Origin of the sequence: Actinoplanes sp. NPDC048988, from assembly GCF_043197815.1 — a bacterium.
Taxonomy (GTDB): domain Bacteria; phylum Actinomycetota; class Actinomycetes; order Mycobacteriales; family Micromonosporaceae; genus Actinoplanes.
The window spans coordinates 88,212-113,377 of the sequence record NZ_JBICTW010000024.1; the positions used below are offsets into that span (position 1 = coordinate 88,212).

The following is a 25,166-nucleotide window of genomic DNA, read 5'->3' on the forward strand; positions in this document are numbered from 1 at the left end:
CCGTGAAGCTGAAGCTCGACCTGCACGACATCTTCAACAAGGGTCACGAGATCGACCGCGCACTGCGCGGCGTCATCGACGAGGCCATCCAGAAGAAGGCCGCCATGGTCGAGATCATCCCGGGCAAGGGGAGCGGAGCGCTGAAGAAGAAGGTGCTCCGTTTCCTCGACCAGAAAGAGATCAAGCAGCTCTACCACCGGGTCGAGAAGGACGGCGACAACTGGGGCCGGCTCTTCGTGCACTTCCGTCACGACGCGCCCACCGGCCGTCGCGGCCGGGGCCGCTAATTCAGCGTCCGCCCCATGAGCACCGCCCCGTCGAAGACCCCGTCGGCGAGCACGCGCCAGCCCTTGCGGTGATAGAGCCGCCGGGCCGGCGCGTTCTCGTCATCGGTGGCGGTGAGCAGGGCGACCCGGTGCGGAAGCCCGTCCAGCAGGGCGTCGAGCAGCGCCGAGCCGATGCCCCGCCGCTCGTGCGAGGGCAGCACGGCCAGCTCGACGAGCTCGAAGTGCCCGCCCAGCCAGTTGCTGAGCTCGGGCGAGGCCAGCGAGGCGATCCGGTCGGTCCACCACTGGCCGAACTCGCCCGTGTAGCCGTACGTGAAGCCCACCATCTCGTCGCCGTCCCACGCGGCCAGGCACTTGAAGCCGGCCCGGCCGGCGTGCGTGGGCAGCGTGTCCGCCGGCCAGGGCTCCCGGAACGCCTCGACGTAGACCTTGGTCAGCTCGGCGGCGTCCGCCGGCCCGGCCGGGGCGATCCTCACGGCTTCACCACGCGGTACCAGAGGCCGGCGACCGGATCGTGGTCGGCCTGAACGATGCGTTCCAGCTGGATCTCGGCCCCGCCGGGCTGGGCGAACAGCCGGGTGCCGTCGCCCAGCAGCACCGGCGAGACGAAGGTCAGGATCTCGTCGACCAGCCCGGCCGCGAGGGCCTGGCGTGCGACGTCGGCGCCGAGCAGGTTCACGTACCGCTCGCCGGCCGCCTTCTTGGCCGCCTCCACGCCCTCACGCAGGCCGGTGACGAAGGTGACACCCGGCACCGGATCCCGCGGCGGCTCGTGGGTCAGCACGAACTGTGGCCCGTCCCAGGCGCCGGACATGGCGCCCTCCTTGTCGGTGCCCTTGTTCGGGTCGTCGCCGCCGAAGGTGCGGCGGCCGACCAGCATGGCGCCGATCCGGTCGACCAGGGCGTCGGCGGTCGGGTTGGGGCCGAGGTGCGGCGCCAGCCAGGACATGTCGCCGCCGGGACCCGCTATGTAGCCGTCCAGCGACATCTGTACCGAGTAGAGGACCTTGGCCATGGTCACAACGTATAGGACTTGGCCACTGCCAGCAGTTCACTGGTGTGCGAGCCGACCGCGCCGACGCCGGCCGGGCGCGCCCGGAATCCGGGCAGGTCGGTGAGGCCGTCGCTGCCGTCCATGGCCCGGAACTTGACCGGTCCGGACGCGCGCACGGTGAGCGTGACCTCGACGCCGCCGGTGGGCGGGGCGTGGAAGGCGAAGCCGAAACCCCACGGGCCCTCGGCGGCCGGCTTGCCGATCGGCACCGCCTGGCCCTCGACGTCGGCCGAGGTCACCGGAGTGTCCGCGCCCACGTGCAGGGTGACCAGCCGGACCTGCCGTTGCGGCTCCAGGCGGAGCTTGATCGTGCGCGTGTCGCCCGAACGGGTGTCGCCGGTGAGGGTGAGTTTCGGCGGAAGGAGAGAAGCCGCCTGGGCCGGGCCGGTGCGGACCTCCTCGGCGCCGAAGGACGGCAGCGTGTCGTCGACCCGGTGAAGGTCGCCCGAGACGTACTGACTCGTCCACTCCTGGGTTTTCGGCTCGTCGCTGACCCATCGGGCCGTGTTGTCGTCGGCGTCCATCGCGTACATCAACTGGGTCGGCGCCGGATGGCCGGCGTCGAACCGGTCGACCGCCAGGCCGACCACGGTGAAGACGATCGCGGCCAGGGCCGCGGCCACGGTGGGCAGCGCGCCGCGCCGCCGGTCGCGGGCCGCCTCCACGCCCCGGCGGCCGCCGGGAACCGGGTGGATCAGGTCGATCACCGGCAGCAGGGCCAGCCCGAGCAGAACCGTGAGGAACGCGCCGGCCGCGCCCAGCCGCAGGCCCAGCGCCGGGAAGAGCATGACCACCGTGGGCAGCAGGATCACCACCGCGACCACCCCGCCGGCGGTGACCGTGAGCACCTGGATCCACGGCCGGGCCCGGACGGCGACCAGGCCGGCGACCGCCCCGGCCAGGGCCGGCAGCGCGGCCAGGTAGGAACCGCCGGGCGTGACCGCGGCCAGCACCACCCCGAGCAGGGCCAGCCAGGCCAGCCCGGCGATGGACAGCGCGGCCGGGCCGGCCTTCCGCCGGAACAGCGCGAACCAGGCGAACAGCACGGCCGCGGTGAGGGCCACCACGGCCAGCCGGTACCAGCCCGGCCGGTACGGGTCGATGGGCAGCTCGGCGTACCCCGGCCGGACCGATGTCAGCAGCCACCAGAGGACCTGGGCCAGCGCCGGCGCCAGCAGCAGCGGGATCAGTGTGAGCCCGGCCGAGGCGGCGAGCCGGCGCCCGGTGATCAGACCACGGCGGCGGGCCAGCCAGGCCAGGGCGGCCACCGCGAGCAGCGCCAGCACGGCCAGCGGCCACACCAGCGCGCCGGGGTAGCGCACGAGCAGGCCGGGCACCGGGAAGTAGGTGGCGTCCTGGCCGCTGCTCAGCCCGGTGAGGTCACGATCGCCCAGCTCACGGGTGAGAGCGAGGGTGTTGTCGCCGTGATGCTGAAGGCTGTCCTGGTCCATCACGCCGGGCACGTCGGTCGGCGCGTGATAGATCGCGGCGCCGTCGATGTGGGCCGCGTTCAGGCCGGCGAAGCCCTTGTCCTTGAACGCCGTGAAGTCGGTGTCGTTCGGCATCAGGCGGTAGATCTCGACCGCGAACGACGTGCCGACCGGGTGCGGAGCCGAACCGTAGACGCCGACCAGCCGGCTGTTGCGGTCGGTGGTCTCGAACATGATGGCCGGCCCCGAACTGCCGCGGGCCTCCAGGTTGAGCACGACACCGCCGTCCCGGGCGAGCGGATGCTGGTCGACGAACGCCTTGGCCCCGCACAGGCAGGCCTCCTCGCCGTCGGTGAGCACCAGTACGACGTCGTTGCGCGGGCGTGGACCGGCCAGCAGCGCCCGGGCCGTCTCGAGGACGGCCGAGGTGCCGGCCGCGTCGTCGTTGCCGCCCGGCCCGGTCTGCACCGAGTCGTAGTGCGCCACCAGGAACAGCCGCCCGGTGGAGGCAGTGCCCGGAATCACCGCGACCACGTTGCGTACGTGGGCGAAGCTCGTCCCGCCCGCGCTGGAGGAGAGCCCGGCCCCCTGCACCGACACCGTGTCCTGCACCTCGGGCGACAGCCCGAGCCCGCGCAACGTGGTCAGCAGACGCTCACGCACCTCGTCCTGGGCGGCGCTGCCGACCGGATGGGGCCGGGTGGCGATCGTCTCCACCAACGGGAACGCGCGCCCCGCGCTGAACTCCCCGGCCGGCGCCGACGCGCCCCGCGCCTCGGGCGGCCGCACGGCCCACGCCGCCGCGACCCCGGCCAGCACGAACACGACAATCGCGATCACAGCGGCCGATGCCCGCCGAGCGGGATCGACAAGGGCGGGTGCACGCATGGGTGTCATCTAAGCGCCTGGGTACGACAGTGGGTAGTCGGAAGATCGTTTGGGGCGTGGCCTAGCGTTGACGGGGTGAGCACGCCGTTCGACCCCGCCGCCGTCGTCGCGGAGTTCATCGACCGGGTCGCACCCTATGACCCCCAGCCGGGAGCCGCGCCGGTCGCGGTGATCGGTGTGCGCACCGCGCTGGGTGAGGCGACCTACGCGGTCGGCGATCACGTGATCCGCGCCATGTGCCGGGCGCTGGAGTCGTACCGCGATCCCGATGACCGGGGCACCTGCGTCGAGTGCGGCGGCCGCCGCCTGGACGCCAATCTGCACTGCCCGGAGTGCGGCCGGCTCCATGGCATCCTTGGTGAGGTCATCGCCCACCACGCCCGCCGGGTGGCAGCCGAGGACGCCACGTGAGACCGCCTCGGTGTTGTGCCGGGCGATCCGGTGGTACACGATCAGCGGGTTGGCGCGGGGTGGGGAGCGATCGGGGTGGGGCATGACTGAGCGGTCCGTCGCGCCGCGCGCCCGTACCAGCAGTCCCGTCCCTCAGGAACGGCTGCGCATCCTGCTGGTCGAGGACGACGAGGGCGACGCCTTCCTGGTGCGTGAGCTGCTCGACGAGGCCGAGGCCCCGTTCGACCTGCGGGTGGCGACCAGCCTGCGCGAGGCCCGCGGCATGCTCCGCGGCGTTCAGTGCGTCCTGCTCGACCTGGGCCTGCCCGACGCCGAGGGCATCGACGGCCTGCGCAAGCTGCTGGCCGTGGCCGGCAGCGCCGCGGTCTGCGTGCTCACCGGCCGCTCCGACGAGCACCTGGGTGTGGCCTCGGTCGCCGAGGGCGCCCAGGACTACCTGGTCAAGGGCCAGGTCGACGGCGTGCTGCTGACCCGCGCGCTGCGGTACGCGGTCGAGCGCAAGCGGGCCGACGAGAACGCCCAGCGGCTGCGCGAGGTGGAGCTGCGCCAGGCCGAGTCGGCCCGTCTCGAGCGTGGTCTGCTGCCCCAGCCGCTCATGTCCACCGAGCAGGTCTCGGTGCACACCTTCTACCGTTCCGGGCGGGCCATGGGCGTGCTCGGCGGCGACTTCTTCGACGTCGTGCAGGCGGGCGACGACAAGCTTCAGGTGATCGTCGGTGACGTCTGCGGGCACGGTGTCGACGAGGCCGCGCTCGGCGTCGAGCTCCGGGTCGCGTGGCGGGCGCTGGTGCTGGCCGGCGTGCCCGACGAGCAGATCCTGCCCTCGCTCGAGCAGGTGCTGATGAGCGAGCGGCGGGCCCGCGAGGTCTTCGCGACCTGCGCCTCGGTGACGCTCGACCTGTCCCGTAACAACGCCGTGGTGCGGATGGCCGGCCACCCGCCGCCGGTGCTGCTCTCGGGCGGCCGGGCGGTTCCGGTGAACGCCCGTACCGGGATCGTCCTGGGGGTGAGCCCCCGGCCCACACCCGCAACCGAGATCGAGTTCCCCGGAGATGACTGGTCCTTGTTGATGTACACCGACGGCCTGATCGAGGGTCACACCGGCGCCGGTAACGAGCGGCTCGACGTGGAGGGCCTGTGCGGCCTGCTCGACGAGGACGTGGCCAAGGCCGTTCCGCTGCCCGCCCTTCCGGCGTGGCTGGTGGGCCGGGCCGAGCAGGCCAACGGCGGCCCGCTCGCCGACGACGTGGCGATGTTGCTGATCTCGCAGGGGAGTGGGCGGTGAACCCGAGCGTGCAAAAGTGGACCTTGCGGCGCCGGGTCGTCGCGCTCTGCATCGCGGTCGCTGTCCTGCTCTCCGGGCTGGCCGTCCTGGCCGCGATCACCGCGACCGCCAACAACCGCCAGCTCGACGACGTGCTCAACCGGGCCAGCCCGATGCGCGCGGCCGGTGAGGCGCTGAACACGGCGTACGTCGACCAGGAGACCGGTATCCGCGGTTACGCGATCACCGGTGACAAGGACAACCTCGAGCCCTACACGACCGGCGTGGCCGACGAGCAGCGGCTGGTGTCCCGCCTCGAGGGCTATCTGCACCCCGAGGACACCGCCATCCGCGAGTCGCTGCAAGTGGTGCTCCAGCGTGCCGCCACGTGGCAGGACGAGGTCGCCACCCCGGTCATCCGGGCAATCGAGACCGGTGGCCCCGACGCGGGCCAGGAGAAGATCAACGCCGCCTCGACGACGCAGTTCGACGAGCTGCGCAAGTCGATCGCCCTGATGCAGGACGACATCCAGGCGCTGCGGCAGAAAGCGGCCACCGCGGCCAAGGACTCGAGCCAGAGCATGGTGGCGATCCAGATCGCCGCCGCGGCCATCATCATCCTGGCCGGCGCCGCGCTCCTGCTGCTGCTCGACCGCCTGGTCACCCGGCCGGTGGTGGAGCTGGCGGCCCAGGTCCGGCAGGTGGCCGACGGCGACTACGACAAGCACATCGTCAGCACCGGCTCGCCCGAGCTGGCCAGTCTGGCCGACGACGTGGACGGCATGCGGCGGAAGATCGCGGCCGAACTGGCCGAGGTCCGCGAGGCCCGTACCCAGATCGAGTGGATCAACGACCAGCTCAAGATCCAGGCGGAGGAGCTGACCCGTTCCAACCGCGATCTGGAGCAGTTCGCGTACGTCGCCTCGCACGACCTGCAGGAGCCGCTGCGTAAGGTGGCCAGCTTCTGCCAGCTGCTGCAACGCCGCTACTCGGGGCAGCTCGACGAGCGCGCCGACCAGTACATCGCCTTCGCCGTCGACGGCGCCCAGCGCATGCAGCGCCTGATCAACGACCTGCTCGCCTTCTCGCGCATCGGCCGCCTCACCGCCGGGTTCACCGACGTCGACCTGGGCCGGGTCCTGCCCGAGGTGAAATCGCAGCTCGAGGCCCGGGCCGGCGAGGACGCCGAGATCGTCTGGACCGACCTGCCGGTGGTCGAGGGCGAGGAGCCGCTGCTGACCACGCTCTTCGTCAACCTGATCGGCAACTCGCTCAAGTTCCGCCGCCCCGACGTGCCACCGGTGATCAAGGTGAGTGCCGAGCGGGACGGCAAGGAGTGGCGGATCAACGTCCGGGACAACGGCATCGGCATCGAGGCCGAGTTCGCCGACAAGGTCTTCGTGATCTTCCAGCGCCTGCACGCCCGCGACGCGTACGAGGGCACCGGCATCGGCTTGGCGATCGTCAAGAAGATCGTCGAATATCATGGCGGACGGATCTGGCTGGACCTCGAGGTCGAGGAAGGCACGTCGATCTACTTCACGCTTCCGGTGCTGCCGGGGACTGACGACGATGACGCGCCCGAGGTGCCGGCGCAGGAGACGCGGAAAGAGGTCACGGCATGACAGGCGCTGTTCGGGCGGATGGCACGCCCATCGAGGTGCTGCTGGTCGAGGACGATCCGGGCGACGTGCTGATGACCCAGGAGGCGTTCGAGGAGCACAAGGTCCGCAACCGGCTCAACGTGGTCTCCGACGGCGCCCAGGCGCTGGCCTACCTGCGCCGCGAGGGCGAGTACGCCGACGCCGTACGTCCCGATCTGATCCTGCTCGACCTCAACCTCCCCAAGCGGGACGGCCGCGAGGTGCTCGAGGAGGTCAAGAAGGACCCCGACCTGGGCCGCATTCCGGTCGTCGTGCTGACCACGTCGGCCGCCGACGAGGACATCCTGCGCAGCTACCAGCTGCACGCGAACGCGTACGTCACCAAGCCGGTCGACTTCGAGCGGTTCATCGCGGTGATCCGGCAGATCGACGAGTTCTTCGTCAGCGTCGTGAAGTTGCCGCCGCGTGCTTGACCAGGTCGCCGATCTCATCCGGGACGTCGCGGCGACCGAGGTCCTGCCGCGCTTCCGCCACCTGGCCGACGACGAGATCAAGCAGAAGGCGCCGGGTGACCTCGTCACCATCGCCGATCAGGAGTCCGAGAAAGCGCTGACCCGCGGGCTCACCGCGCTGCTGCCCGGCTCGACCGTGGTCGGCGAGGAGGCGGTGGCCGCCGACCCGCGCGTGCTCGACCGGCTCGGCGACGGCGGCGACGTGTGGATCGTCGACCCGGTCGACGGGACGAACAACTTCGCCGCCGGCAAGACGCCCTTCTGCGTGATGGTGGCGCTGGTGCGCGACGGCGAGCCGGCGGCGTCGTGGATCCTCGACGTGGTCGGCGATCACATGACGCTGGCCGAGGCCGGCTCCGGGGCCTACCGCGACGGCGTCCGGGTGAAGACCCGCACCGACGATCCCGGCACCGAGGCGCTGCGCGGGGTCGTCGCGCGGCACTACCTCCCGCAGCACCTGCGTGAGGTGGCCGACGCCCACACGCACGCGTTCGGCGAGGTCACCAACGGTCATCACTGTGCCGGCTACGAATATCCGGCGGTCGCCCTCGACGAGCAGCAGTTCGTGCTCTTCTGGCGGATCCTGCCCTGGGACCACGTGCCCGGCTCGCTGATCATCCGGGAGGCCGGGGGCACTGTGCTGCATCTCGACGGCACGCCCTACAAGCCCACGGACAGCGAGCGCGGGATGCTCGTCGCGCCCAACGACGACGTGTGGCACACCGTCCGGGACACGCTCTTCCCCGATCAGTCGATTCTGTAAGGGGGCCGCGTGTCGGCGTACCTCGAAAGCGTCTTCGGCTTGAAAGATCGCACCGCCGTGGTGACCGGTGGCAGCTCGGGCATCGGCCGGGCCATGGCGGTCGCGCTGGGGCGGGCCGGAGCGCGCGTGATCGTGATCGCCCGCCGGGCCGAGCCGCTGGCGGAGGTCGTCGGCGAGCTGCGCTCGTTCGGCGCCGAGGGGCACGCGATCTCGGCCGATCTGGCGGTGCGGGAGACGGTCACGGCCGTCGCTTCGGAGATCATTGAGACGTACGGGTCCCCCGACGTGCTGGTGAACTCGGCGGCCGTCAACCGCCGTCCGCCGTTGGACGAGCTCACCGAGGACGACTGGGACGTGACGCTCGCGGCCAACCTGACCGCGCCGTTCCTGCTTGGACAGGCCTTCGGCCCGCTGATGGCCGCGCGCGGCTGGGGACGCGTCATCAACGTGGTGTCGCAACAGGCCTTCCGGGCGTACGGGAACAGTGGCGCCTACGGAGCGGCCAAGGCCGGCCTGGTCGGCCTGACCCGCTCGCAGGCCGAAGCGTGGTCGGCTCGCGGTGTCTGTGTCAACGCGATCGCGCCCGGCGTCGTCCACACTCCACTGACCGAACCGGTCTTCGCCGACCCGGCGACGGTCGCCAAGCACGCCGCCCGCACCATGATCGGCAGAAACGGCGTACCGGATGATTTCGGGGCATGTGCCGTCTTCCTGGCCAGCGATGCTGCCGTCGCCGTAACCGGCCAGACACTCTTCGTCGACGGTGGTTACTCGGCCACGTGATCGATCTGCCGATCCCTTGCCCAGCGCGGTAAAGTTCCCCGCGCTGACGATAGGGGAGGTATCCGTGGCGGCGGTTTTCCTGCGCCGGATCAGCGCTGGGCTCGCCCTGCTCATGGCAGTGGGCGTCCTGGTGCTGACCGTGCCGAGCGCGGCGCAAGCCGATCCCGACGAGGGTGACAGCAAGACCCTGCGCAGCGCGCTCGAGTCCGCCGCCAAGGGTCAGGCCACCGCGATCCAGAAACTCAACGCCTCGAAGAAACGCCAGACCCAGCTTCAGGCGACGGTCAAGCAGTCCGAGGCGCAGGCCAAGGCGATGGAGAGTCAGGTCGCCGAGATCGCCAGCCGGTCGTACCGGCTCGGCCGCCCCAGCACGATGTCGATGCTGCTCGACAGCAGCTCGCCCGACATCTTCCTCGAGCGGATCGAGCGCCTCGACATGATGGCCCAGCTCGACAGCCAGGTCCTCAACCAGTACCGCGGCTCGGTGACCAGGGCCAGAGCGGCCAAAGCGGCCATCGACAAAGAGGTCGTCGAGCAGACCAAGCAGGTCGCGGCGCTGACCAAGAAGAAGAAAGAGGCGCAGCGGGCGCTGGCCAGCGTCGGCGGCGGCTCCGGCTCGGGCGGCTTCGTCTCGGCCAACTCGGCGTCGGCCCAGCCGGCCCCGCGCAACTCCGACGGCTCCTGGCCCGACGAGTCGTGCTCGGTGAAGGACCCGTCGAGCTCGGGCTGCCTCACTCCGCGCACGCTGCACGCCTACAAGGAAGCCCGCGCCGCCGGCTTCACCCACTACACGGTGTGCTGGAGCCAGCGGTCCTCGGGCGAGCATCCCAAGGGCCGCGCCTGCGACTTCTCGGCCAACGCGTCCACGTTCAAGAACTCCGCCGCCACCGGCGGCGACAAGACGTACGGGGACCGGCTCGCCGCGTACTTCATCAAGAACGCCGACCGGCTCGGCGTGATGTACGTGATCTGGTATCGACAGATCTGGATGCCAGGCACCGGCTGGAGCAGTTACAGCGCGAGCGGCGGCCCGTCCGCGGTCCACACGAACCACGTGCACCTGTCGATGCTGTGATCGTGGCCCGGATAACATCCGGCTGATGGGAAACCCACCGCGTGCCCTGCCGTCCGGTCTCGCCACCGCCCTGGTCTTCGGCGCCAGCGGGGCCGTGCTCGTCCTCGAGATCGTCGCGCTGCGCCTCGTCGGGCCCTATGTGGGCGTGACCCTTCAGGTCAGCAGCTCGGTCATCGGGGTGTCCCTGGCGGCTATCGCGTACGGGACGTGGCTCGGCGGCCGCCTCGCCGACCGCTACGATCCGCGTTCGCTGCTGGCGCCGGCGCTGCTGCTGGGCGCGATCGGCACGGCGGTGACCCTGCCCCTGGTCCGCTACGGCGGCGAGGTGCTGCGCGGCGGCGCCGCCCCGGCGGTGCTGCTGCTGGCGGCGCTGGCCGTGTTCCTGCCCGCGTTCATCCTGTCGGCGGTCAGCCCGCTGGTGGTGAAGCTCCAGCTCAGCGACCTCAACCGGACCGGCTCGGTGGTCGGCCGGCTGTCCAGCATCGGCACCCTGGGCGCGATCACGGCGACCCTGGCCACCGGTTTCATCTTCGTGGCGGCGATGCCGTCGTCGTGGATCGTGCTGACCCTGGCCGTGCTGCTGGCGGTCGCGGGCGGCGTGCTGTGGTGGTGGCTGCGCGCCTCGCTGCCCGTCAAGCCCAAGGTCCGGGCCGCGCTGGTCACGCTGGGGCTGGTGGGGGCCGGGCTGGGGGCGTCGTCGCCGAATCCGTGCGATGTGGAGACGGCCTACCACTGCGCGCGGGTCGAGACGGACGCGGCGGCGCCGGGCGGGCGGACGCTGATCCTGAACTCGGCGCGGCACTCGTATGTCGACCTGAACGACCCGCTTCACCTGGAATTCGAGTACGTGCAGTGGATCGCGTCGGTGGCCGACGTGCTGCCGGCCGGCCCGGTCGACGCGCTGCACATCGGCGGGGGCGGCTTCACCATGCCGGCCTACCTGAAGGCGACCCGGCCCGGCAGCGATCAGGTGGTGGCCGAGCTCGACGGCGGCCTGGTCGACCTCGACAGAGAGAAGCTGGGCCTGGTGACGGGACCCGACCTGCGGGTACGGGTGGGCGACGCGCGCGTGGCGGTGGCCGAGCAGGGAACCGGGGCGTACGACTTCGTGGTGGGCGACGCCTTCGGCTACCTCGTGGTGCCGTGGCACCTCGCGACCCGGGAGATGGCCCAGGACATCGCCCGGGTCACCCGGCCGTCCGGCATCTACGCGCAGAACGTGATCGACTACCCGCCGAACAGGTTCATCAGGGCCGAGACGGCCACCGTGGCGGCGGCGTTCCCGCACGTGGCATTGATCGCGCCGCAAAAAGCCATCGACGGGAAGGCGGGCTCGAACTTCGTCATCATGGCGTCGAAGAGCCCACTGCCGCTGGACGCGATCCGATCCCGGCTGGCCACCCAGGCCAAGGAGCCGGTGGTCGTGCTGGCCGGGCCGGAGCTGGACGCTTTCGTGGACGACGCCCGGGTGCTGACTGACGACTACGCCCCGGTCGATCAGCTCCTAGCCGGCTAAGGGGTTCTCACAGCGTCAGGGAGTAGCCGGTGCCCTTGCGAGCCATGGGAGGCGGCGAGGCCGGTGTGGTGGGCTTGGGAGTCACCCTCTTCTGGGGTGTGCCCTCCTTCCGGCGTTTCGGGGCCGCGCTCTCCCGCCCATGCGACTTCTCGGCGGCGACCGCCTCGGCCTGATCGCTCCCGTTCCCGTTCCGGCTTTCGGCGGGGGCGCGGTCGCGCCGGCTGGCCGGCGTGCTGCCGAGAACCTCGGCCTGACACTTCTCGCCGTCCACGCTGAACGACAGTGGCAACGGGTTGTAGCCGCGGTATTCGCCACGCAGGGTGAAGCTCTGCTCCTTGCCGCTACCCTTCGCCGTCACGCGCTGCCCCTTCTGGGTGACGGTCTTCGGCACACTGGTGAGACGCTGCGTGCCCGGATAGGAGAACTGAAGCCGCCACCCGGCCTCGGTGTCACTGGTGGCGACGGTCAGCCGGGCCACGTAGGTGCTGCCGGAATCGCTGCGCAGCTGATAACGCACCGAGCAGGTGATCTGGGCCGGCCCGGCCGCGACCACCCCGGCCCCGGCCGCCTGCGCCTCCTGCACGTCGGGGCGGTCGCGGGTGGTGGCCCAGCTGATCCCGGCCGCCGCCAGCACGGCGAGCGTGACAGCACCGGCCTGGAACCGATGCCGGCTCCCGGACGGCTCCGGCCGCCTCCCACGGGCCTGCCCGGCTCGTTGTAGGTGGGGGAGTCGCAAGCCCCCGCCCGCGAAGAGGCCGCCACCCAGCGGCTGCGGACGCCGGCGCAGAGCGGCCCCGATCTTCAACCCCGCCCGCAGCCGTAGCACCGCCGCCGACGGGCGCGCTCCCGACTTCAGCCAGGCCGGCAACGACCGGCCCAGCAACGACTGGCCCAGCGGCGACCGGCCCAGCAACGACTGGCCCAGCGGCGACCGGCCCAGCAACGACTGGCCCAGCGGCGACCGGCCCAGCAACGACTGGCCCCTGGCGTGATCCGTCCTCGCCGCCGTGGGCTCGGCCAGTGCTTCGCGTGCCGGCGTGATTGGGCCCGTAGGTCCCAGCCCGTTGACCTCCGCCCCCGCCTCCGGAGGCTCCGCGCGGTCGGTCGAGGGGCGGGCGGTCGAAGGGCTGCCGGTCGAAGGGCGGGCGGTCGAAAGGCTGGCGGTCGAGGAGCTGCCGGTCGAAGGGCTGGCGGTCGAGGGACGGGCGGTCGAGGGGCGGGCGGTCGAGGGGCGGGCGGCCGCCGACCCTCGTACCGTCGCCGGAGCGTCGGACGACCGCTGGGGTAGCGCCGGGATGACCGCCTGAACGCCGATGACGGCGGCCAGGGCGTGTGCCACCTCCGCGGCGCCCGGGCGCTCCTCGGGACTCTTCGTGAGGCAGCGCATGCACAGGTCGGCCACGGCCGGCGGCATGCCCGGCAGCGTGGGCAGCGGTTCCGGGTCGGCGTACAGATGAGCCCGCAGGGCGTCGGCGGTCGTCTCGGCCGGCCAGGGCAGGCGGCCGGTGAGCGCCCGGTAGAGCAGCAGCCCGAGCGCGTACACGTCGGCCGACGCCGACACCTGCGAACCGCCGAGCCGTTCCGGCGCCAGGTAGGCGGGCGTGCCGAGCAGGCTGCCGTCGGGCGCCGCGTCGCGCTGGCCGACGATCGCGGAGATGCCGAAGTCGACCACTTTGGCGCCGGCCCCGGTGAGCATGACGTTGGCCGGGGTGACGTCGCGGTGCACGACCCCGCGGGCGTGCGCGGTGGCCAGCGCCGACGCCACTTCGACGGCCAGACCGACCGCGTCGCGCCAGGTGAGCGGCCCCTGCCGGGCGATCCGCGCCGCGACGGACTCGCCGTCGTTGAGCTCCATCACCACGAACGGCACGGTCACCCGGTCGTGCAGCGCCGACTCGCCGAAGTCGTACACGCCGGTGATGTGCGGATGGCAGAGCCGCGCGGCGGCCAGGGCCTCCTGCCGGAGCCGGTCCCGGAAGCTCTGGTCCTCGGCCAGCTTCGACGACAGCACTTTGACCGCCACCGATCGGCCCAGCGTCTCGTCGAACCCGCGCCACACCTCGGACATCCCGCCACTGCCGAGCTTCTCGACCAGGCGGTACCGCTCGGCGATACGAAGCGAATCGTCTTGCCCGTTTCGCTCCGTCCGCCCCATGTGCCGATTGTGACCCGAGGGGCGCCCCGCCCGATGCCCGTCCGCCGAAACCCGCGTCCCTCGTCCCACAATGCCGGATTCGCCAGGCGGCGTTTACCATGAGGCGTCCGATGTCCCGGCTTTCCGGAGGGATCGCATGCGACTCATCAAGGTGACCGTCCCCGCCCCGGCGCGAGGACTCGCCGCTCTCTGACAGCGGCACACGGCTCCTCTCCTCGGGGCGGTCCTCGTGACCGTTTTCCTTCGCTCGAGGAGTACTTTTGCGTGCCCTTCTCACCGCGCCCCTGGGCGCGGACTTCTGGAAGCTCTGGACGTCGTCCGCCGTCACGAACCTGGGTGACGGCATCACCATGGTGGCCGGCCCGCTGCTCGTCGCCTCGATCACCGCCAACCCGGCCGCCGTCGCCGGCGCCGTTTTCGCCCAGCAACTGCCGTGGCTGCTCTTCGCCCTGGCCAGCGGCGCCTGGGCCGACCGGCTCGACCGGCGCCGCCTCGTCGTCGCCGTGAACATCATGCGGGCCGTGGCGCTGGGCGCCCTGGCCCTCGCGGTGGCGGGCGGCACCGCTTCCGTGCCCCTGATCTATGCGGTCTTCTTCCTCCTCGGCACCGGCGAGACCCTGGCCGACACCGCCAGCTCGGCCTTCGTGCCGGCCCTGGTCCCGCCCGACCGGCGGCCGACCGCGAACTCCCTGCTCTACGCCAACTTCAACGTCCTCAACCAGTTCGCCGCCAAGCCGCTGGGCGCCTGGCTCTTCGTGATCGCCGCCGCCGTACCGTTCGGCGTCAACGCCCTGACCTTCGCCCTGGCCGCGGCCCTCGTGGGCACGATCCGCTCGGTGCCGCCGCCGGAGAAGCGTCCACCGTCCCGCCTGCGCGCGGACGTCGCCGAGGGCGTCCGCTGGCTGTCCCGGCACCGCCTGCTGCGCACCCTGGCCCTGACGATGGCCGTGGGCAACGTCGTCTTCTGCGCCGCCTTCGCCGTCTTCGTCCTCTACGCCACCCAGCGCCTGGGCCTGACCGACGTCGGTTACGGCGCCCTCCTGGTCGCCTTCGCCGTCGGCGGCCTCCTGGGCACCCTGGTGGCGCCCACCCTGATCCGCCGCCTGGGCTCCGTGGCCCTGCTGCGGGCCGGCCTCCTCGTCGAGGTCGCGCTGCACGCCACCCTGGCCCTGACCCGCGAGCCGTGGGTCGCGGCCCTGATGATCGTCGTCTTCGGCATACACACCACCATCTGGGGCGTCGTGGTCACCACCATCCGTCAACGCGACGTCCCCTCCTCCATGTTCGGCCGGATAACCAGCGTGTACGCCTTCCTGGAGCTCGGCGGCGCCGCCATCGGCTCCCTCCTGGGCGGCGCCGTGGCCACCGCCTTCGGCCTGGTGACCACCTACTGGGCGGCGGCCGCCGTCATGGCCGTAGTGGCGCTCGCCGCTTGGCGCCCCATCGCGGCGGTTCATCGATAGGGTCGGTGCATGTCGAGGCTTGCGGTGGTCAGCGGGGGCGGAACGGGCATCGGCCGGGCGACGGCCGGCATGCTCGCCGGCGAGGGGTACGACGTGATCATCGTCGGCCGCCGCCCGGAGGTGCTGGCCCGGGCGCTCGACTGGATCGGGCCGCAGGCGTCCGCGGTGACCGCCGACCTGTCCGACCCGGCCCAGGTCGCCACCGTCGTCGAGGCCGTCGGCGACCGCCCGCTGGACGTCCTGGTCAACAACGCCGGCGCCTACGTGACGGGCGCCGGCGCCGGCGCCAAGCTCGACGAGGTCGCCGCCCACTGGCGAGCCAACTTCGACTCCAATGTCGTCACTGCCGTCCTGCTGACCACCGCCTTGCTTCCCTCCCTCCGCCGCCCGGGCGGCCACATCATCCTGACCAGCTCGATCGCCGCCCAGCGCGGTGGCGGCGGTCCGTACTCCGCCGCCAAGGCGGCCCTGCACGGATACGTCCTCGACCTGGCCGCCGACCTGGGCCAGGACGGGATCACCGCGAACGTCGTCTCGCCCGGCTACGTGACCGACAGCGAGTTCTTCGCCGGCCGCATGACCCCCGAGGGCCACGCCGAGCGCGTCGACGCGACCCTGCTCAAGCGCGCCGGTGAGCCCGACGACATCGCCGAGGCCGTGCGCTGGCTGGTGGGCCCCGGCGGCCGCTACGTGACCGGCCAGATCATCAACGTCAACGGCGGCTCGGTCCTGGGCCGCTGACCGTTCCTTCTATTTGGCTCCGCCGGCGAAGCGGCCCTCGCCCTCGCGGTTGGGGCGGAAGCGGAGGCCGGACCAGCGGTCGTCGATGGCGACCTGACCGCAGGGCCGCATGTCGAAGTCGGCGACGATCGGCCACAGGGTGTCGCGGTTGATGTCGGCCTTGTTGCCCTTCGGATAGGCGACCCAGAACACCGCCGGCTTGGCCAGGTCGGCCGAGTGCTCCGCGAGCTGCTTGCGGACGCTCGCCGCGTCCTCGGCGAAGAGCACCGCTGTGCTCGCCGTGGCCAGCATGTCGGCCTCGCGAACCCCGTCCGGCATCGGCGCGAGCACCGGCAGCTGCGCGGGATCGGAGAGCCAGACGGTCGTGTTCGGCTTGATCAGGAGCTTCTCGGCAATCGTCTTCGACATGGTTCCGAGCCTGTCACCGACAAAAAAAGTTGTCAAGGATTCGCCATTTATCCGCGAGCGGGCCCGTGGCCGGCCGGGGCCGATGCCGAGGAACATCGCGCAGGCGCCGACCAGGCGCTGGACGAGGATCGCGAGGGCGAACGGCCGGGAGGGGTAGGACGGGAAGGTCATGACCTTGCTCCTTCGAGTGCGGGGACGCGGCCGATCCTTCGCCCATCGGCCCGCCCGCCGCGTGCCTTTCTCGTCCGCCTGTGGATAACTCCGGGACTGTGGATAACTCCGGTTCTGTCGGACCGGGCTGATAGACATGCCGGGTGACCGAGACGCGAGCGACGACCGATGTGACGCAGGCCCAGCGGGCCGAGGTGCGCGAGCGGGCCGAGGCGATCCTGCGCCGGCTCGCGGGTGATCACGCCAGGCTGCGCGAGGATCAGTGGCGGGCGATCGAGGCGCTGACCGTCGACCGCCGCCGGGTGCTTTGCGTGCAGCGCACGGGCTGGGGCAAGTCGGCCGTCTACTTCGTCGCGACCGCCCTGCTCCGGGCCGGTGGCGCGGCCTCCGGCGAGGCGGCCGCGGGCCCGACGGTCATCGTCTCGCCGCTGCTCGCCCTCATGCGCAACCAGGTCGACGCGGCCGCCCGCGCCGGCATCCGGGCGCGCACGATCAACTCGGCCAACCTCGACGAGTGGTCCCAGATCGAGGCCGAGGTCCGGGCCGGCGAGGTCGACGTGCTGCTGATCAGTCCCGAGCGGCTCAACAACCCCGACTTCCGCGACAACGTGCTCCCCGGCCTCGCCGCCAGCACCGGGTTGCTCGTGGTCGACGAGGCACACTGCGTCTCCGACTGGGGTCACGACTTCCGCCCCGACTACCGGCGCCTGCGTACCTTCCTGGCCGGCCTTCCTTCCCGTACGCCGGTGCTGGCCACCACCGCGACCGCCAACGCCCGGGTCACCGCCGACGTCGCCGACCAGCTCGGCGACGCCCTGGTGCTGCGCGGTCCGCTCGACCGCGACTCGCTGCGCCTGGCCGTGCTCGACCTGCCCAACCCGGCGCACCGGCTGGCCTGGCTCGCCGACCATCTCGAGCGCCTGCCCGGCTCCGGCATCGTCTACACGCTGACCGTCGCCGGCGCGACCGAGACGGCCGAGTTCCTGCGCTCGCGCGGCTTCCCCGTCGCCTCGTACACGGGGCAGGTCGAGGACGCCGACCGGCGCGCGGCCGAGCAGGACCTGCTCGACAACAAGATCAAGGCGCTGGTGGCGACCTCCGCCCTGGGCATGGGCTTCGACAAGCCCGACCTGGGATTCGTCGTCCACCTGGGCGCGCCGTCCTCACCGATCGCCTACTACCAGCAGGTGGGCCGGGCCGGCCGCGCCGTCGAGCACGCCGAGGTCGTCCTTCTGCCGGGCGCCGAGGACGCGGCGATCTGGCGATACTTCGCGTCGCTGGCCTTCCCGCCCGAGGAGCAGGTCCGCGCCGTGCTCGCCAACCTGTGGCCCGATCGGCCGATGTCCACCCAGGCGCTCGAGCCCCTCGTCGACCTGCGGCGCAACCGGCTCGAGATGATGCTCAAAGTGCTCGATGTGGACGGTGCCGTCAGGCGTGCCCGCGGTGGCTGGCTCGCCACCGGTGAGCCGTGGACCTACGACACCGAGCGGCTGCGCCGGGTCGCCGAGGCCAGGTCGGCCGAGCAGAAGACCATGATTGAGTACGCGTCGACGACCGCCTGCCGCATGGAGTTCCTCCGCCGCTGCCTCGACGACCCCGAGGCCGCGCCCTGCGGGCGCTGCGACAACTGCGCGGGCCCGCTGTTCGACGCCGAGGTGTCCGGCGCCTCGCTGGCCGCGGCGGACGCCTTTCTCGGCCGGCCGGGTGTCGAGATCGCGCCGAAGAAGATGTGGCCGACGGGCCTGGCCGCGGTCGGCGTCTCACTCAAGGGCAAGATCGCGCCGAGTGAGCAGATGGAGTCCGGCCGGGCCGTCGGGCGACTGTCCGACCTGGGCTGGGGCAACCGGTTGCGCAGCCTGGTCGCGCCCGAGGCGGCCGACGCGCCGATCCCCGGCGACCTGGCGGCCGCGGTGGTCGAGATCCTCAAGAACTGGGCGCACGGCGACGACGCGTGGCCGGAGCGCCCGGCCGCCGTGCTGGCCGTCTCGTCGCGCCGGCATCCCGAGTTGATCCGCTCGCTGGCCGACCACATCGCCCGCGTCGGCCGCCTGCCGATGCTCGGGTTCGTCACGTCCGGCCACGCCGCCGAGTCGGGTCACCGGGGCAACAGCGCCCAGCGGGTGCGGTCGCTGCACGACGCGTTCACCGTTCCGGCCGAGGTCGCCGCCGAGCTGGCCACCCTCCCCGGCCCCGTGCTGCTGGTCGACGACCTGGTCGACTCCGGCTGGACCATGGCCTTGGCCGGCCGCGCCCTGCGCCAGGCCGGCGCCCGGGGCGTGCTGCCACTGTCCTTGGCGGTGGCCGGTTGAGAGGCCGCGGGAACGGGGACTATACGGGGAGGGGGTATGCTGGGGTCATGTCCGACGAGGCGACGGCGCAGCATGGGCCGCATGGGTATTCCGGTGACAAGGCTGCCCTGCTCGGGCGCCTCAGGCGTATCGAGGGGCAGATCCGCGGCATTCAGCGGATGGTCGACGAGGACACGTACTGCATCGATGTTCTGACGCAGATCTCCGCGGCCAAGAGTGCCCTCCAGGCGGTGGCGGTGGGGCTCCTCGAGGATCATCTGGCGCACTGCGTGGTCGACGCCGCGCGGGCGGGGGACCCCAGCGCCAAGGTCAAAGAGGCGTCCGACGCGATCGCTCGGCTCGTTCGTTCCTGACGGTTGTTCTGAAAGGCTTTGCGATGGCTGTGACCAGCACCTACACCGTTACCGGCATGACCTGCGGACACTGCGTCCAGGCGGTGACCGGCGAGCTCTCCGCCCTGGCTGGGGTGGATGACGTGCAGGTCGACCTCGCCTCGGGCGCGGTCACGGTGACCAGCGAGGCCCCGCTCAGCGAGGACGCGGTACGCGCGGCCGTGGACGAGGCCGGTTACGAGCTCGCCGATGCCTGACGACCCACCGGACAAGCCCGTCGTGCTCGGCATCGTGGGCGCGCGCCGGGCGGCGCGGGACGCGGATTCGCCGGCCGACGTGGATCCGCCCGGCGACGACGGTGAGACGCCGGCGGGGGACCGGGCCGGATTCAAGCTGGCCGCGTTCGGGGCGGTGCTCATCGTCGTGCTGTTCGCGGGCTACGGGCTGGGGCGGCTCAACAACTCGACCGCCTCGGCGTCGGCGCCGCCGACCAGCGGGGCGGCGGCCTCCGGCGGCACGGGCATGGCCGGCATGCCGGGCATGGCGGTCAACGAGAACCAGCCGCACGTGCACAACACCGACGGCACCGTGACGCAGGGCGGCGCCACCAGTTCCGCGGCGTCCATGGGAGCGGCGGTCGGCGGGCTCTCGCTCAGCTCGGGCGGCCTGACTCTCGTTCCGAAGGGGACCACCTTCCCGGCCGGGAAGGCGCAGCGGCTCAGTTTCGAGATCGCCGGCGCGGGCGGGGCCGCCGTGACCACCTTCGCGGTGGTGCACGACAAGCCGTTGCATCTGATCGTGGTGCGGCGGGACCTGAGCGGCTTCCAGCATCTGCACCCCACCATGGCGCCCGACGGCACCTGGAGTATCGACCTGACGCTGGCCGAGCCGGGGATCTACCGGATGATCGCCGACTTCACCGCGGTGGTCGGCGGCCAGCAGATCGCCACCACGCTCGGCGGCGATCTCACCGTCGCCGGCGACTACGCGCCGGCCCCGCTGCCCGCTCCCTCGGTGACCGCGCGGGGCGGGGGCTTCCAGGTCACGTACGACGGAAAGCCCGACACCAGATCCACCCAGCCGATCCTGATGACCGTGACCGGGACCGACGGCAAGCCGGCCCGGCTCGACCCCTATCTCGGCGCCTTCGGGCATCTCGTGGTGATGCGGGAGGGCGACCTCGCCTACGTGCATGTGCACCCGGAGCCGCTGCTCGTCGACGGCAAGGTCAAGTTCTGGTTGGCCCTGCCCAGCGCCGGCGCCTACCGGATGTTCTTCGACTTCCAGGTGGCCGGCACGGTCCACACCGCGGCGTGGACCGTGCGCGTCGACTAGTCGGCGAGCATCTTCTCCAGCGCGGGTGTCACGCCCCACTGGGAAGTGAGCGCCTCGTACTCCGCCCGCTGCGCGTCGGTGGGCGGAGCCGGGGTCCTGCGCGCGCGCAGCAGCAGGTTGCGGGGCGTGTGGGCCGAGTCGATGAACTCGACCACCTCGACCTTGTAGCCGCGCAGGCGCAGCAGGCCCGCCCGCAGCGAGTCGGTCAGCACGTCGGCGAAGCGTTCCCGCATGATGGCGTGCCTGGTCAGCTCGCCGAACGGGGCCGGTGCGGGGCGGCCCTTCAGCTGGGCCGCGATGTCGTGGTGGCAGCACGGCGCGGCCAGCACCCAGTCGGCGTTCCAGCTCACGGCCCGGGCCAGTGCCTGATCGGTGGCCGTGTCGCAGGCGTGCAGGGCCAGCACCAGATCGGGGTCGAACGGCACCTGGGCGTCCTCGATCGTGCCCGCCACGAACGTGACGTCCTCGGAACACCCCAGTTCGGCGGCGACCTCGGTGTTGCGTACCCGCTGATCCTCCCGGACGTCGACCCCCACGACCTGGACCTTCGCGCCCCGCCCGGCCAGGTAGCGGTAGGCGGCGAACGTCAGGTACGCGTTTCCGCAGCCCAGGTCGACGACGCGCAGCGGCGACGGCAGCTCGGCCGGCAGCGACGCGGCCAGCGACCTCAGGAACGCGTCGACCTGGCGCCGCTTGGCCGCGTTGCCGCCGATCACCGTGAAGAGCGGATCGCCCGGATCGAGCAGCCACTGCTTGGCCCGGTCGTGCTCGGCGGCCGCCGGAGCCGCCACCGCCGCCGACCGGTGCACCTGAGCGTCACCCTTCTTGGTGACACGCAGTTGCAGCGTTCCCGTGGACGACTCGACGTGCCAGTTGCCGAACGGCTCGCTCAGCAGCTCGTCGATGGCGGTTGAGGACGGTTCGACATTGCGGGTGAACGGCCGGGAGCCGTCGTTGGTGACGATCTGCAACCTCGGTCCGGCCTTGAGGGTCACCGGCCGTACCTCGGCGCGAACGATGGAGGGGGTTTGACCACGACGCTTGCCCGCCGCCACCGCGCGGGTGAGACCGGGAGCAAGGATCATGTCCCGGACCTCGGCCAGGGCGTCGTCGAGCGATTGGGGCATCCCTCAATAATGCCTCGGAGCGCCGGGCACCCTCGGAACTGCTTGCCGCCGCAAAAGACTAGGCTGTCGGCGCGAGAAGCGAGGTGCCACGTCGATGTCGTTGATGGCCGACCCGCCCGGGGCCGACCGGCTCTCCGTCCGCGTGCGCCGCGGTACCAGCGCGTGGCATGACGCGGCTCAGCGCAGCGGCTTCCTCGACGCCCTCGCGGCCGGCCGGCTGACCTGGGAGGCCTACGCCGACCTGACCGCTCAGCACTGGTTCGTCTACGAGGCGCTGGAGTCGGCCGCGACGACCATGGCCGACGATCCGGTGGTCGCCACCTTCCTCTTTCCCGAGCTGCGGCGCCTACCGTCGCTCGAGGCCGATCTGCGTTTCCTGTACGGGGTGAACTGGCTCGACGAGGCGACCGCGCTGCCCGCCACGACCGTCTACTGCACGCGGCTGCGGGACGTGGCGTTCCGCGCGTCGACGGGCTTCGTCGCCCACCAGTACACGCGCTACATCGGCGACCTGTCCGGCGGCCAGTACCTGGGGCCGGCGATCGCCCGGGTGTACGGGCTGCCGAGCCCCGACGGGCACCGGTTCTTCCAGTTCGCCGGCGTCGACCCGTCCTCGTTCAAAGCGCACTACCGCGGTCTGCTCGACGGCGTTCCCTGGTCGTACCCGCAGCAGAACGAGTTCATCGCGGAGGTCGTCGAGGCGTACCGCCTCAACATCGACCTGCTCACCGAGCTGTGGCACAAATGGAGCTGACGAGATGACGGACCCGTTCCCGCCCGAGGTGGTCGAGCAGATCGCCCGTCACATGAACGGTGACCACGCCGGCGACAACCTGCTGATCGTGCGCGCGCTCGGCGGGATGCCCACGGCCACGGCGGCGCGGATGTCCGGCCTGGACGCCGACGCGATGGAGTTCGCCTCGGTGGTCGACGGGATCGAGGTGCCGGTGCGCATCCCGTTCTCGGAGCGTCTCACGGAGCGTCGCCAGGTGCGGGCCGAGGCCGTCCGGATGTACCGGGACGCCTGCGCCGCTCTGGGCGAAGAGCCCCGCCACTGAGTGACGGGGCTCCAAGAGCTTTCGGCCGTACGGGGTCAGGCGGTCGTTCCGACCCCAGCTTCCGAGCCCCCGGTCATCTCGGCGGGCGCGGCGGCCGGAGCGTCGGACACGTCGGACGCCTCGGCGGCGGAACCCGAACCGGATCCGCGGCTGCCCCGGCCCCCACGGCGACGGCGACGGCGCGGCGCGCCCTCGTCATCCCCATCCGCCGTTTCGGAGAGGTCGGGGGAGTCGGAGTCGGTAGCGGTCTCAGTGCCCTCAGCGCCGTCCGAGAAGAGCGGCGCGGACACCCGGCGACGGGTCCGGGTGCGCGGCTTGGCCTCGGCCTGCTCAGCGACGTCGGCGTCCGAGCCCTCAGCCGCGTCCGGCTCGGCGACCGGCGCGGTGGTGCGGGCCTTTCTGGTCGTGGCCCGGCTGGTCACGGTGCCGGCGTCGGCAGCGTCGACGCTGGTGTCGTCGGAGCCGGAATCGCTGGTCAGGGCCTCGTCGGCGCCCGGCTCGGTGACCCGGCGCCGGCGGCGCTGGCGCTTCGGGCGCTCGGCCTCGTCGTCGCCGCTGCCCGAGGGCGCGGGACCCGAGGACCCGGAGCTCGCGGGGGCGCCGCCGCGCGACGATCGTCCGCCGCGACCACGGCCGCCACTGCCGCCGCTCTCACGGCGACGGCGACCGCCACCGCCGAGGTCCTCCTCGACCTCGGCCGAGAGGCCGGCCCGGCTCCGGTCGGCGGTCGGCAGGGTGCCCGACACGTCGGCCGGGATGTCCAGGTCGCTGTAGAGCGCCGGGCTCGTGTGGTACGTCTCCGGCGGCTGCGGCATGTTCAGGCCCAGTGACTTGTCGATGAGGACCCAGCGGGGCATGTCCTCCCAGTCGACGAAGGTCACCGCGACGCCGGTCGCGCCCGCGCGGCCGGTGCGGCCGATGCGGTGCGTGTACGTCTCGGGGTCTTCCGGGCAGTCGTAGTTGATCACGTGGGTGACGCCGGAGACGTCGAGGCCGCGGGCCGCGACGTCGGTGGCGACGAGCACGTCGATCTTGCCGGTGCGGAACGCCCGCAGGGCGCGCTCGCGGGCGCCCTGGTTGAGGTCGCCGTGCACCGCGGCGACCGCGAAGCCGCGGAAGTCGAGGTCCTCGGCGACCCGGTCGGCCGCCCGCTTGGTGCGGGTGAAGATCATCGTGAGGCCGCGGCCGTTGGCCTGCAGGATGCGCGCGACCATCTCGAGCTTGTTGAGCGGATGCGTGCGGTACACGACCTGCTTGGTCAGCGGGGACGCGGCACTCTCGGCGGTGTGGCCGGCGTGGATCGTCACCGGGTGGTGCAGGAAGCGCCGCGAGAGCGCCACGATCGGGTCGGGCATGGTGGCCGAGAAGAGCATGGTCTGGCGCTGCTCGGGGAGCATGGCCAGGATCTTCTCGACGTCCTCGAGGAAGCCCAGGTCGAGCATCCGGTCGGCCTCGTCGAGCACGAGCGCCTTGATCGAGGTGAGCTTGAGCTGCTTCTGCTTGGCCAGGTCGAGCAGGCGGCCGGGCGTGCCGACCAGGATCTCGACGCCCTTCTTGAGCGCCTCGACCTGCGGCTCGTAGGCGACGCCGCCGTAGATCGGGAGCACGCGCACCCCGCGGGTGCTGCCGGCCGCGGCCAGGTCACGGGCGACCTGGAGGCCGAGCTCGCGGGTGGGCACGACGATCAGGGCCTGCGGCTGGCCGTCGGCGCCCTCGGACGGCGCGGTGACGCGCTCGAGGAGGGGCAGGCCGAAGCCCAGGGTCTTGCCGGTTCCGGTCGGCGCCTGGCCGATCAGGTCGGTGCCGCGCAGCGCGATGGGCAGCGCGTACTCCTGAATGGCGAACGCCCGGGTGATGCCGGCCGTGGCCAGCGCCTCGACGGTTTCGGCACGGACGCCCAGCTCCGCGAAGGTGGGGCTGTCATTGCGGACCGGAGCGCGATCGGTGACTGGTACCAGTGCGGGTTCGTTGGACTCGATGTCGGTCATGAAGTTTTACGGGTGCCTCTCGTGGTGCGCCCGTGGAAGTCTGGGGCGCGGTATGGGTAGGGCGCGGGCCACACGCTGGAAAAGCGGGCCGCGCGCGCGTTGGCCGCGGCGATCGGAGGAGATCGACGTCGACGGCAACTTCGCCATTCTACCTGACTACACGATCGTGCACCTCAGAGCGGATATACGCCGAGGGCGCCCCCTCGAAAACGAAGGGGCGCCCTCGGCGGTGCTGAAGCGGATCTCAGCGCGTGGTGAAGCCGAACGGACGGTTGCTCGACTCGGCGATCTCCACGTACGCCACCTTGGCGATCGGGATGATCACCTTGCGGCCCTTCTCATCTGTGAGCGACAGGACGCTGTCCTTGGCCATCGCCTCGGTCACGGCCTGCTCGACCTCCGCCGGGGTCTGTGCGCTCTCGAGCACCAGCTCACGCGGCGTGTGCTGCACGCCGATCTTGACCTCCACGGGGCCCTCCCTTTTCGCGGGTC

The 25,166-nt window shown here is 71.8% G+C and carries 25 protein-coding genes; 17 read left to right on the forward strand and 8 right to left on the reverse strand.

Going from position 1 to position 25,166, the window contains the following annotated elements; genetic code table 11:
• Nucleotides 1-2 precede the first annotated feature (2 nt).
• The gene (locus tag ACGFJ7_RS43125) at nt 3-287 is read left to right on the forward strand and encodes a Smr/MutS family protein (RefSeq protein WP_127545541.1); all 285 of its coding nucleotides are present in this window, start codon (nt 3-5) and stop codon (nt 285-287) included.
• On the opposite strand, the gene ACGFJ7_RS43130 is transcribed toward ACGFJ7_RS43125, so the two are convergent.
• Genes ACGFJ7_RS43130 through ACGFJ7_RS43140 form a run of 3 tightly spaced genes read right to left on the reverse strand, consistent with a single transcriptional unit; the run spans nt 284 to nt 3,659 of the window.
• Nucleotides 284-763, reverse strand: coding sequence for a GNAT family N-acetyltransferase (locus tag ACGFJ7_RS43130; protein WP_392647967.1), 480 nt, complete (start codon nt 761-763; stop codon nt 284-286). The genes ACGFJ7_RS43125 and ACGFJ7_RS43130 overlap by 4 nt on opposite strands.
• On the reverse strand, nt 760-1,302 hold the full coding sequence (locus ACGFJ7_RS43135; RefSeq protein WP_392647970.1) for a dihydrofolate reductase family protein: 543 nt from the start codon (nt 1,300-1,302) through the stop codon (nt 760-762). Before ACGFJ7_RS43135 ends, ACGFJ7_RS43130 begins: the two co-directional genes overlap by 4 nt.
• A 2-nt stretch (nt 1,303-1,304) precedes the next feature.
• Nucleotides 1,305-3,659, reverse strand: a complete 2,355-nt coding sequence (locus ACGFJ7_RS43140) for a M28 family peptidase (protein WP_392647972.1) — start codon at nt 3,657-3,659, stop codon at nt 1,305-1,307.
• Nucleotides 3,660-3,734: 75 nt separating this feature from the next.
• Between ACGFJ7_RS43140 and ACGFJ7_RS43145 the strand changes: the two genes are divergently transcribed.
• The 8 genes from ACGFJ7_RS43145 (at nt 3,735) to ACGFJ7_RS43180 (ending at nt 11,587) form a co-directional block, all read left to right on the forward strand.
• Nucleotides 3,735-4,070, forward strand: a complete 336-nt coding sequence (locus ACGFJ7_RS43145; RefSeq protein ID WP_360245827.1) for a hypothetical protein — start codon at nt 3,735-3,737, stop codon at nt 4,068-4,070.
• An 82-nt stretch (nt 4,071-4,152) separates the two neighbouring features.
• Nucleotides 4,153-5,355 (forward strand): fused response regulator/phosphatase, encoded by a 1,203-nt coding sequence (locus ACGFJ7_RS43150; protein WP_360245824.1) that lies wholly within the window; start codon nt 4,153-4,155, stop codon nt 5,353-5,355.
• Between the two features lie 8 nt (nt 5,356-5,363).
• Nucleotides 5,364-6,959, forward strand: coding sequence for an ATP-binding protein (locus ACGFJ7_RS43155; RefSeq protein WP_360245821.1), 1,596 nt, complete (start codon nt 5,364-5,366; stop codon nt 6,957-6,959).
• Complete coding sequence (locus ACGFJ7_RS43160; RefSeq protein ID WP_360245817.1) at nt 6,956-7,411, forward strand: response regulator; 456 nt, start codon at nt 6,956-6,958, stop codon at nt 7,409-7,411. The genes ACGFJ7_RS43155 and ACGFJ7_RS43160 overlap by 4 nt, the downstream gene beginning before the upstream one ends.
• A complete protein-coding gene (locus ACGFJ7_RS43165) occupies nt 7,404-8,213 on the forward strand; it encodes an inositol monophosphatase family protein (RefSeq protein WP_392647975.1) in 810 nt (269 codons plus the stop codon). The genes ACGFJ7_RS43160 and ACGFJ7_RS43165 overlap by 8 nt, the downstream gene beginning before the upstream one ends.
• A 9-nt stretch (nt 8,214-8,222) precedes the next feature.
• Nucleotides 8,223-8,996, forward strand: a complete 774-nt coding sequence (locus tag ACGFJ7_RS43170) for an SDR family NAD(P)-dependent oxidoreductase (protein ID WP_392647977.1) — start codon at nt 8,223-8,225, stop codon at nt 8,994-8,996.
• A gap of 64 nt (nt 8,997-9,060) precedes the next feature.
• Nucleotides 9,061-10,071: a coiled-coil domain-containing protein gene (locus ACGFJ7_RS43175; protein WP_392647979.1), complete on the forward strand. Its 1,011-nt coding sequence runs from the start codon at nt 9,061-9,063 to the stop codon at nt 10,069-10,071.
• A gap of 25 nt (nt 10,072-10,096) precedes the next feature.
• The gene (locus tag ACGFJ7_RS43180) at nt 10,097-11,587 is read left to right on the forward strand and encodes a fused MFS/spermidine synthase (protein WP_392647982.1); all 1,491 of its coding nucleotides are present in this window, start codon (nt 10,097-10,099) and stop codon (nt 11,585-11,587) included.
• A gap of 7 nt (nt 11,588-11,594) precedes the next feature.
• Here the strand turns inward: ACGFJ7_RS43180 and ACGFJ7_RS43185 are convergent, their stop codons facing one another.
• Nucleotides 11,595-13,742: a serine/threonine-protein kinase gene (locus tag ACGFJ7_RS43185; RefSeq protein ID WP_392647985.1), complete on the reverse strand. Its 2,148-nt coding sequence runs from the start codon at nt 13,740-13,742 to the stop codon at nt 11,595-11,597.
• Nucleotides 13,743-14,002: 260 nt separating this feature from the next.
• On the opposite strand from ACGFJ7_RS43185, the gene ACGFJ7_RS43190 reads away from it, so the two are divergent.
• Nucleotides 14,003-15,205 (forward strand): MFS transporter, encoded by a 1,203-nt coding sequence (locus ACGFJ7_RS43190; RefSeq protein WP_392647988.1) that lies wholly within the window; start codon nt 14,003-14,005, stop codon nt 15,203-15,205.
• A gap of 9 nt (nt 15,206-15,214) precedes the next feature.
• Nucleotides 15,215-15,946 carry an SDR family NAD(P)-dependent oxidoreductase gene (locus tag ACGFJ7_RS43195; protein ID WP_392647989.1) on the forward strand — a complete coding sequence of 244 codons (732 nt, stop codon included), beginning with the start codon at nt 15,215-15,217 and terminating at the stop codon, nt 15,944-15,946.
• A 9-nt stretch (nt 15,947-15,955) separates the two neighbouring features.
• On the opposite strand, the gene ACGFJ7_RS43200 is transcribed toward ACGFJ7_RS43195, so the two are convergent.
• On the reverse strand, nt 15,956-16,525 hold the full coding sequence (locus ACGFJ7_RS43200; RefSeq protein WP_392647991.1) for a hypothetical protein: 570 nt from the start codon (nt 16,523-16,525) through the stop codon (nt 15,956-15,958).
• Nucleotides 16,526-16,668: 143 nt separating this feature from the next.
• On the opposite strand from ACGFJ7_RS43200, the gene ACGFJ7_RS43205 reads away from it, so the two are divergent.
• From ACGFJ7_RS43205 to ACGFJ7_RS43220, 4 genes are read left to right on the forward strand one after another with little or no spacing between them, the layout of a single operon-like run.
• Nucleotides 16,669-18,834: a DEAD/DEAH box helicase gene (locus ACGFJ7_RS43205; RefSeq protein WP_392647994.1), complete on the forward strand. Its 2,166-nt coding sequence runs from the start codon at nt 16,669-16,671 to the stop codon at nt 18,832-18,834.
• 47 nt (nt 18,835-18,881) lie between these two features.
• Nucleotides 18,882-19,187, forward strand: a complete 306-nt coding sequence (locus tag ACGFJ7_RS43210; protein WP_097326679.1) for a metal-sensitive transcriptional regulator — start codon at nt 18,882-18,884, stop codon at nt 19,185-19,187.
• A 23-nt stretch (nt 19,188-19,210) separates the two neighbouring features.
• The gene (locus tag ACGFJ7_RS43215) at nt 19,211-19,423 is read left to right on the forward strand and encodes a cation transporter (RefSeq protein ID WP_360245792.1); all 213 of its coding nucleotides are present in this window, start codon (nt 19,211-19,213) and stop codon (nt 19,421-19,423) included.
• The gene (locus tag ACGFJ7_RS43220) at nt 19,416-20,501 is read left to right on the forward strand and encodes a hypothetical protein (RefSeq protein WP_360245789.1); all 1,086 of its coding nucleotides are present in this window, start codon (nt 19,416-19,418) and stop codon (nt 20,499-20,501) included. The genes ACGFJ7_RS43215 and ACGFJ7_RS43220 overlap by 8 nt, the downstream gene beginning before the upstream one ends.
• Here ACGFJ7_RS43220 and ACGFJ7_RS43225 read toward each other — a convergent pair.
• Nucleotides 20,498-21,628: a class I SAM-dependent methyltransferase gene (locus ACGFJ7_RS43225; protein WP_392647999.1), complete on the reverse strand. Its 1,131-nt coding sequence runs from the start codon at nt 21,626-21,628 to the stop codon at nt 20,498-20,500. The two genes, ACGFJ7_RS43220 and ACGFJ7_RS43225, sit on opposite strands and share 4 nt — an antisense overlap.
• Nucleotides 21,629-21,722: 94 nt before the next feature.
• Here ACGFJ7_RS43225 and ACGFJ7_RS43230 point away from each other — a divergent pair, with 94 nt between their 5' ends.
• Together ACGFJ7_RS43230 and ACGFJ7_RS43235 are read left to right on the forward strand one after the other, a co-directional pair.
• On the forward strand, nt 21,723-22,382 hold the full coding sequence (locus tag ACGFJ7_RS43230; RefSeq protein ID WP_392648001.1) for a heme oxygenase (biliverdin-producing): 660 nt from the start codon (nt 21,723-21,725) through the stop codon (nt 22,380-22,382).
• Nucleotides 22,383-22,386: 4 nt separating this feature from the next.
• Nucleotides 22,387-22,686 carry a DUF2470 domain-containing protein gene (locus tag ACGFJ7_RS43235; protein WP_360245780.1) on the forward strand — a complete coding sequence of 100 codons (300 nt, stop codon included), beginning with the start codon at nt 22,387-22,389 and terminating at the stop codon, nt 22,684-22,686.
• Between the two features lie 35 nt (nt 22,687-22,721).
• On the opposite strand, the gene ACGFJ7_RS43240 is transcribed toward ACGFJ7_RS43235, so the two are convergent.
• Nucleotides 22,722-24,674 (reverse strand): DEAD/DEAH box helicase, encoded by a 1,953-nt coding sequence (locus ACGFJ7_RS43240; RefSeq protein WP_392648003.1) that lies wholly within the window; start codon nt 24,672-24,674, stop codon nt 22,722-22,724.
• A 244-nt stretch (nt 24,675-24,918) separates the two neighbouring features.
• The gene (locus ACGFJ7_RS43245) at nt 24,919-25,143 is read right to left on the reverse strand and encodes a DUF3107 domain-containing protein (protein WP_097322850.1); all 225 of its coding nucleotides are present in this window, start codon (nt 25,141-25,143) and stop codon (nt 24,919-24,921) included.
• Nucleotides 25,144-25,166: the final 23 nt, after the last annotated feature.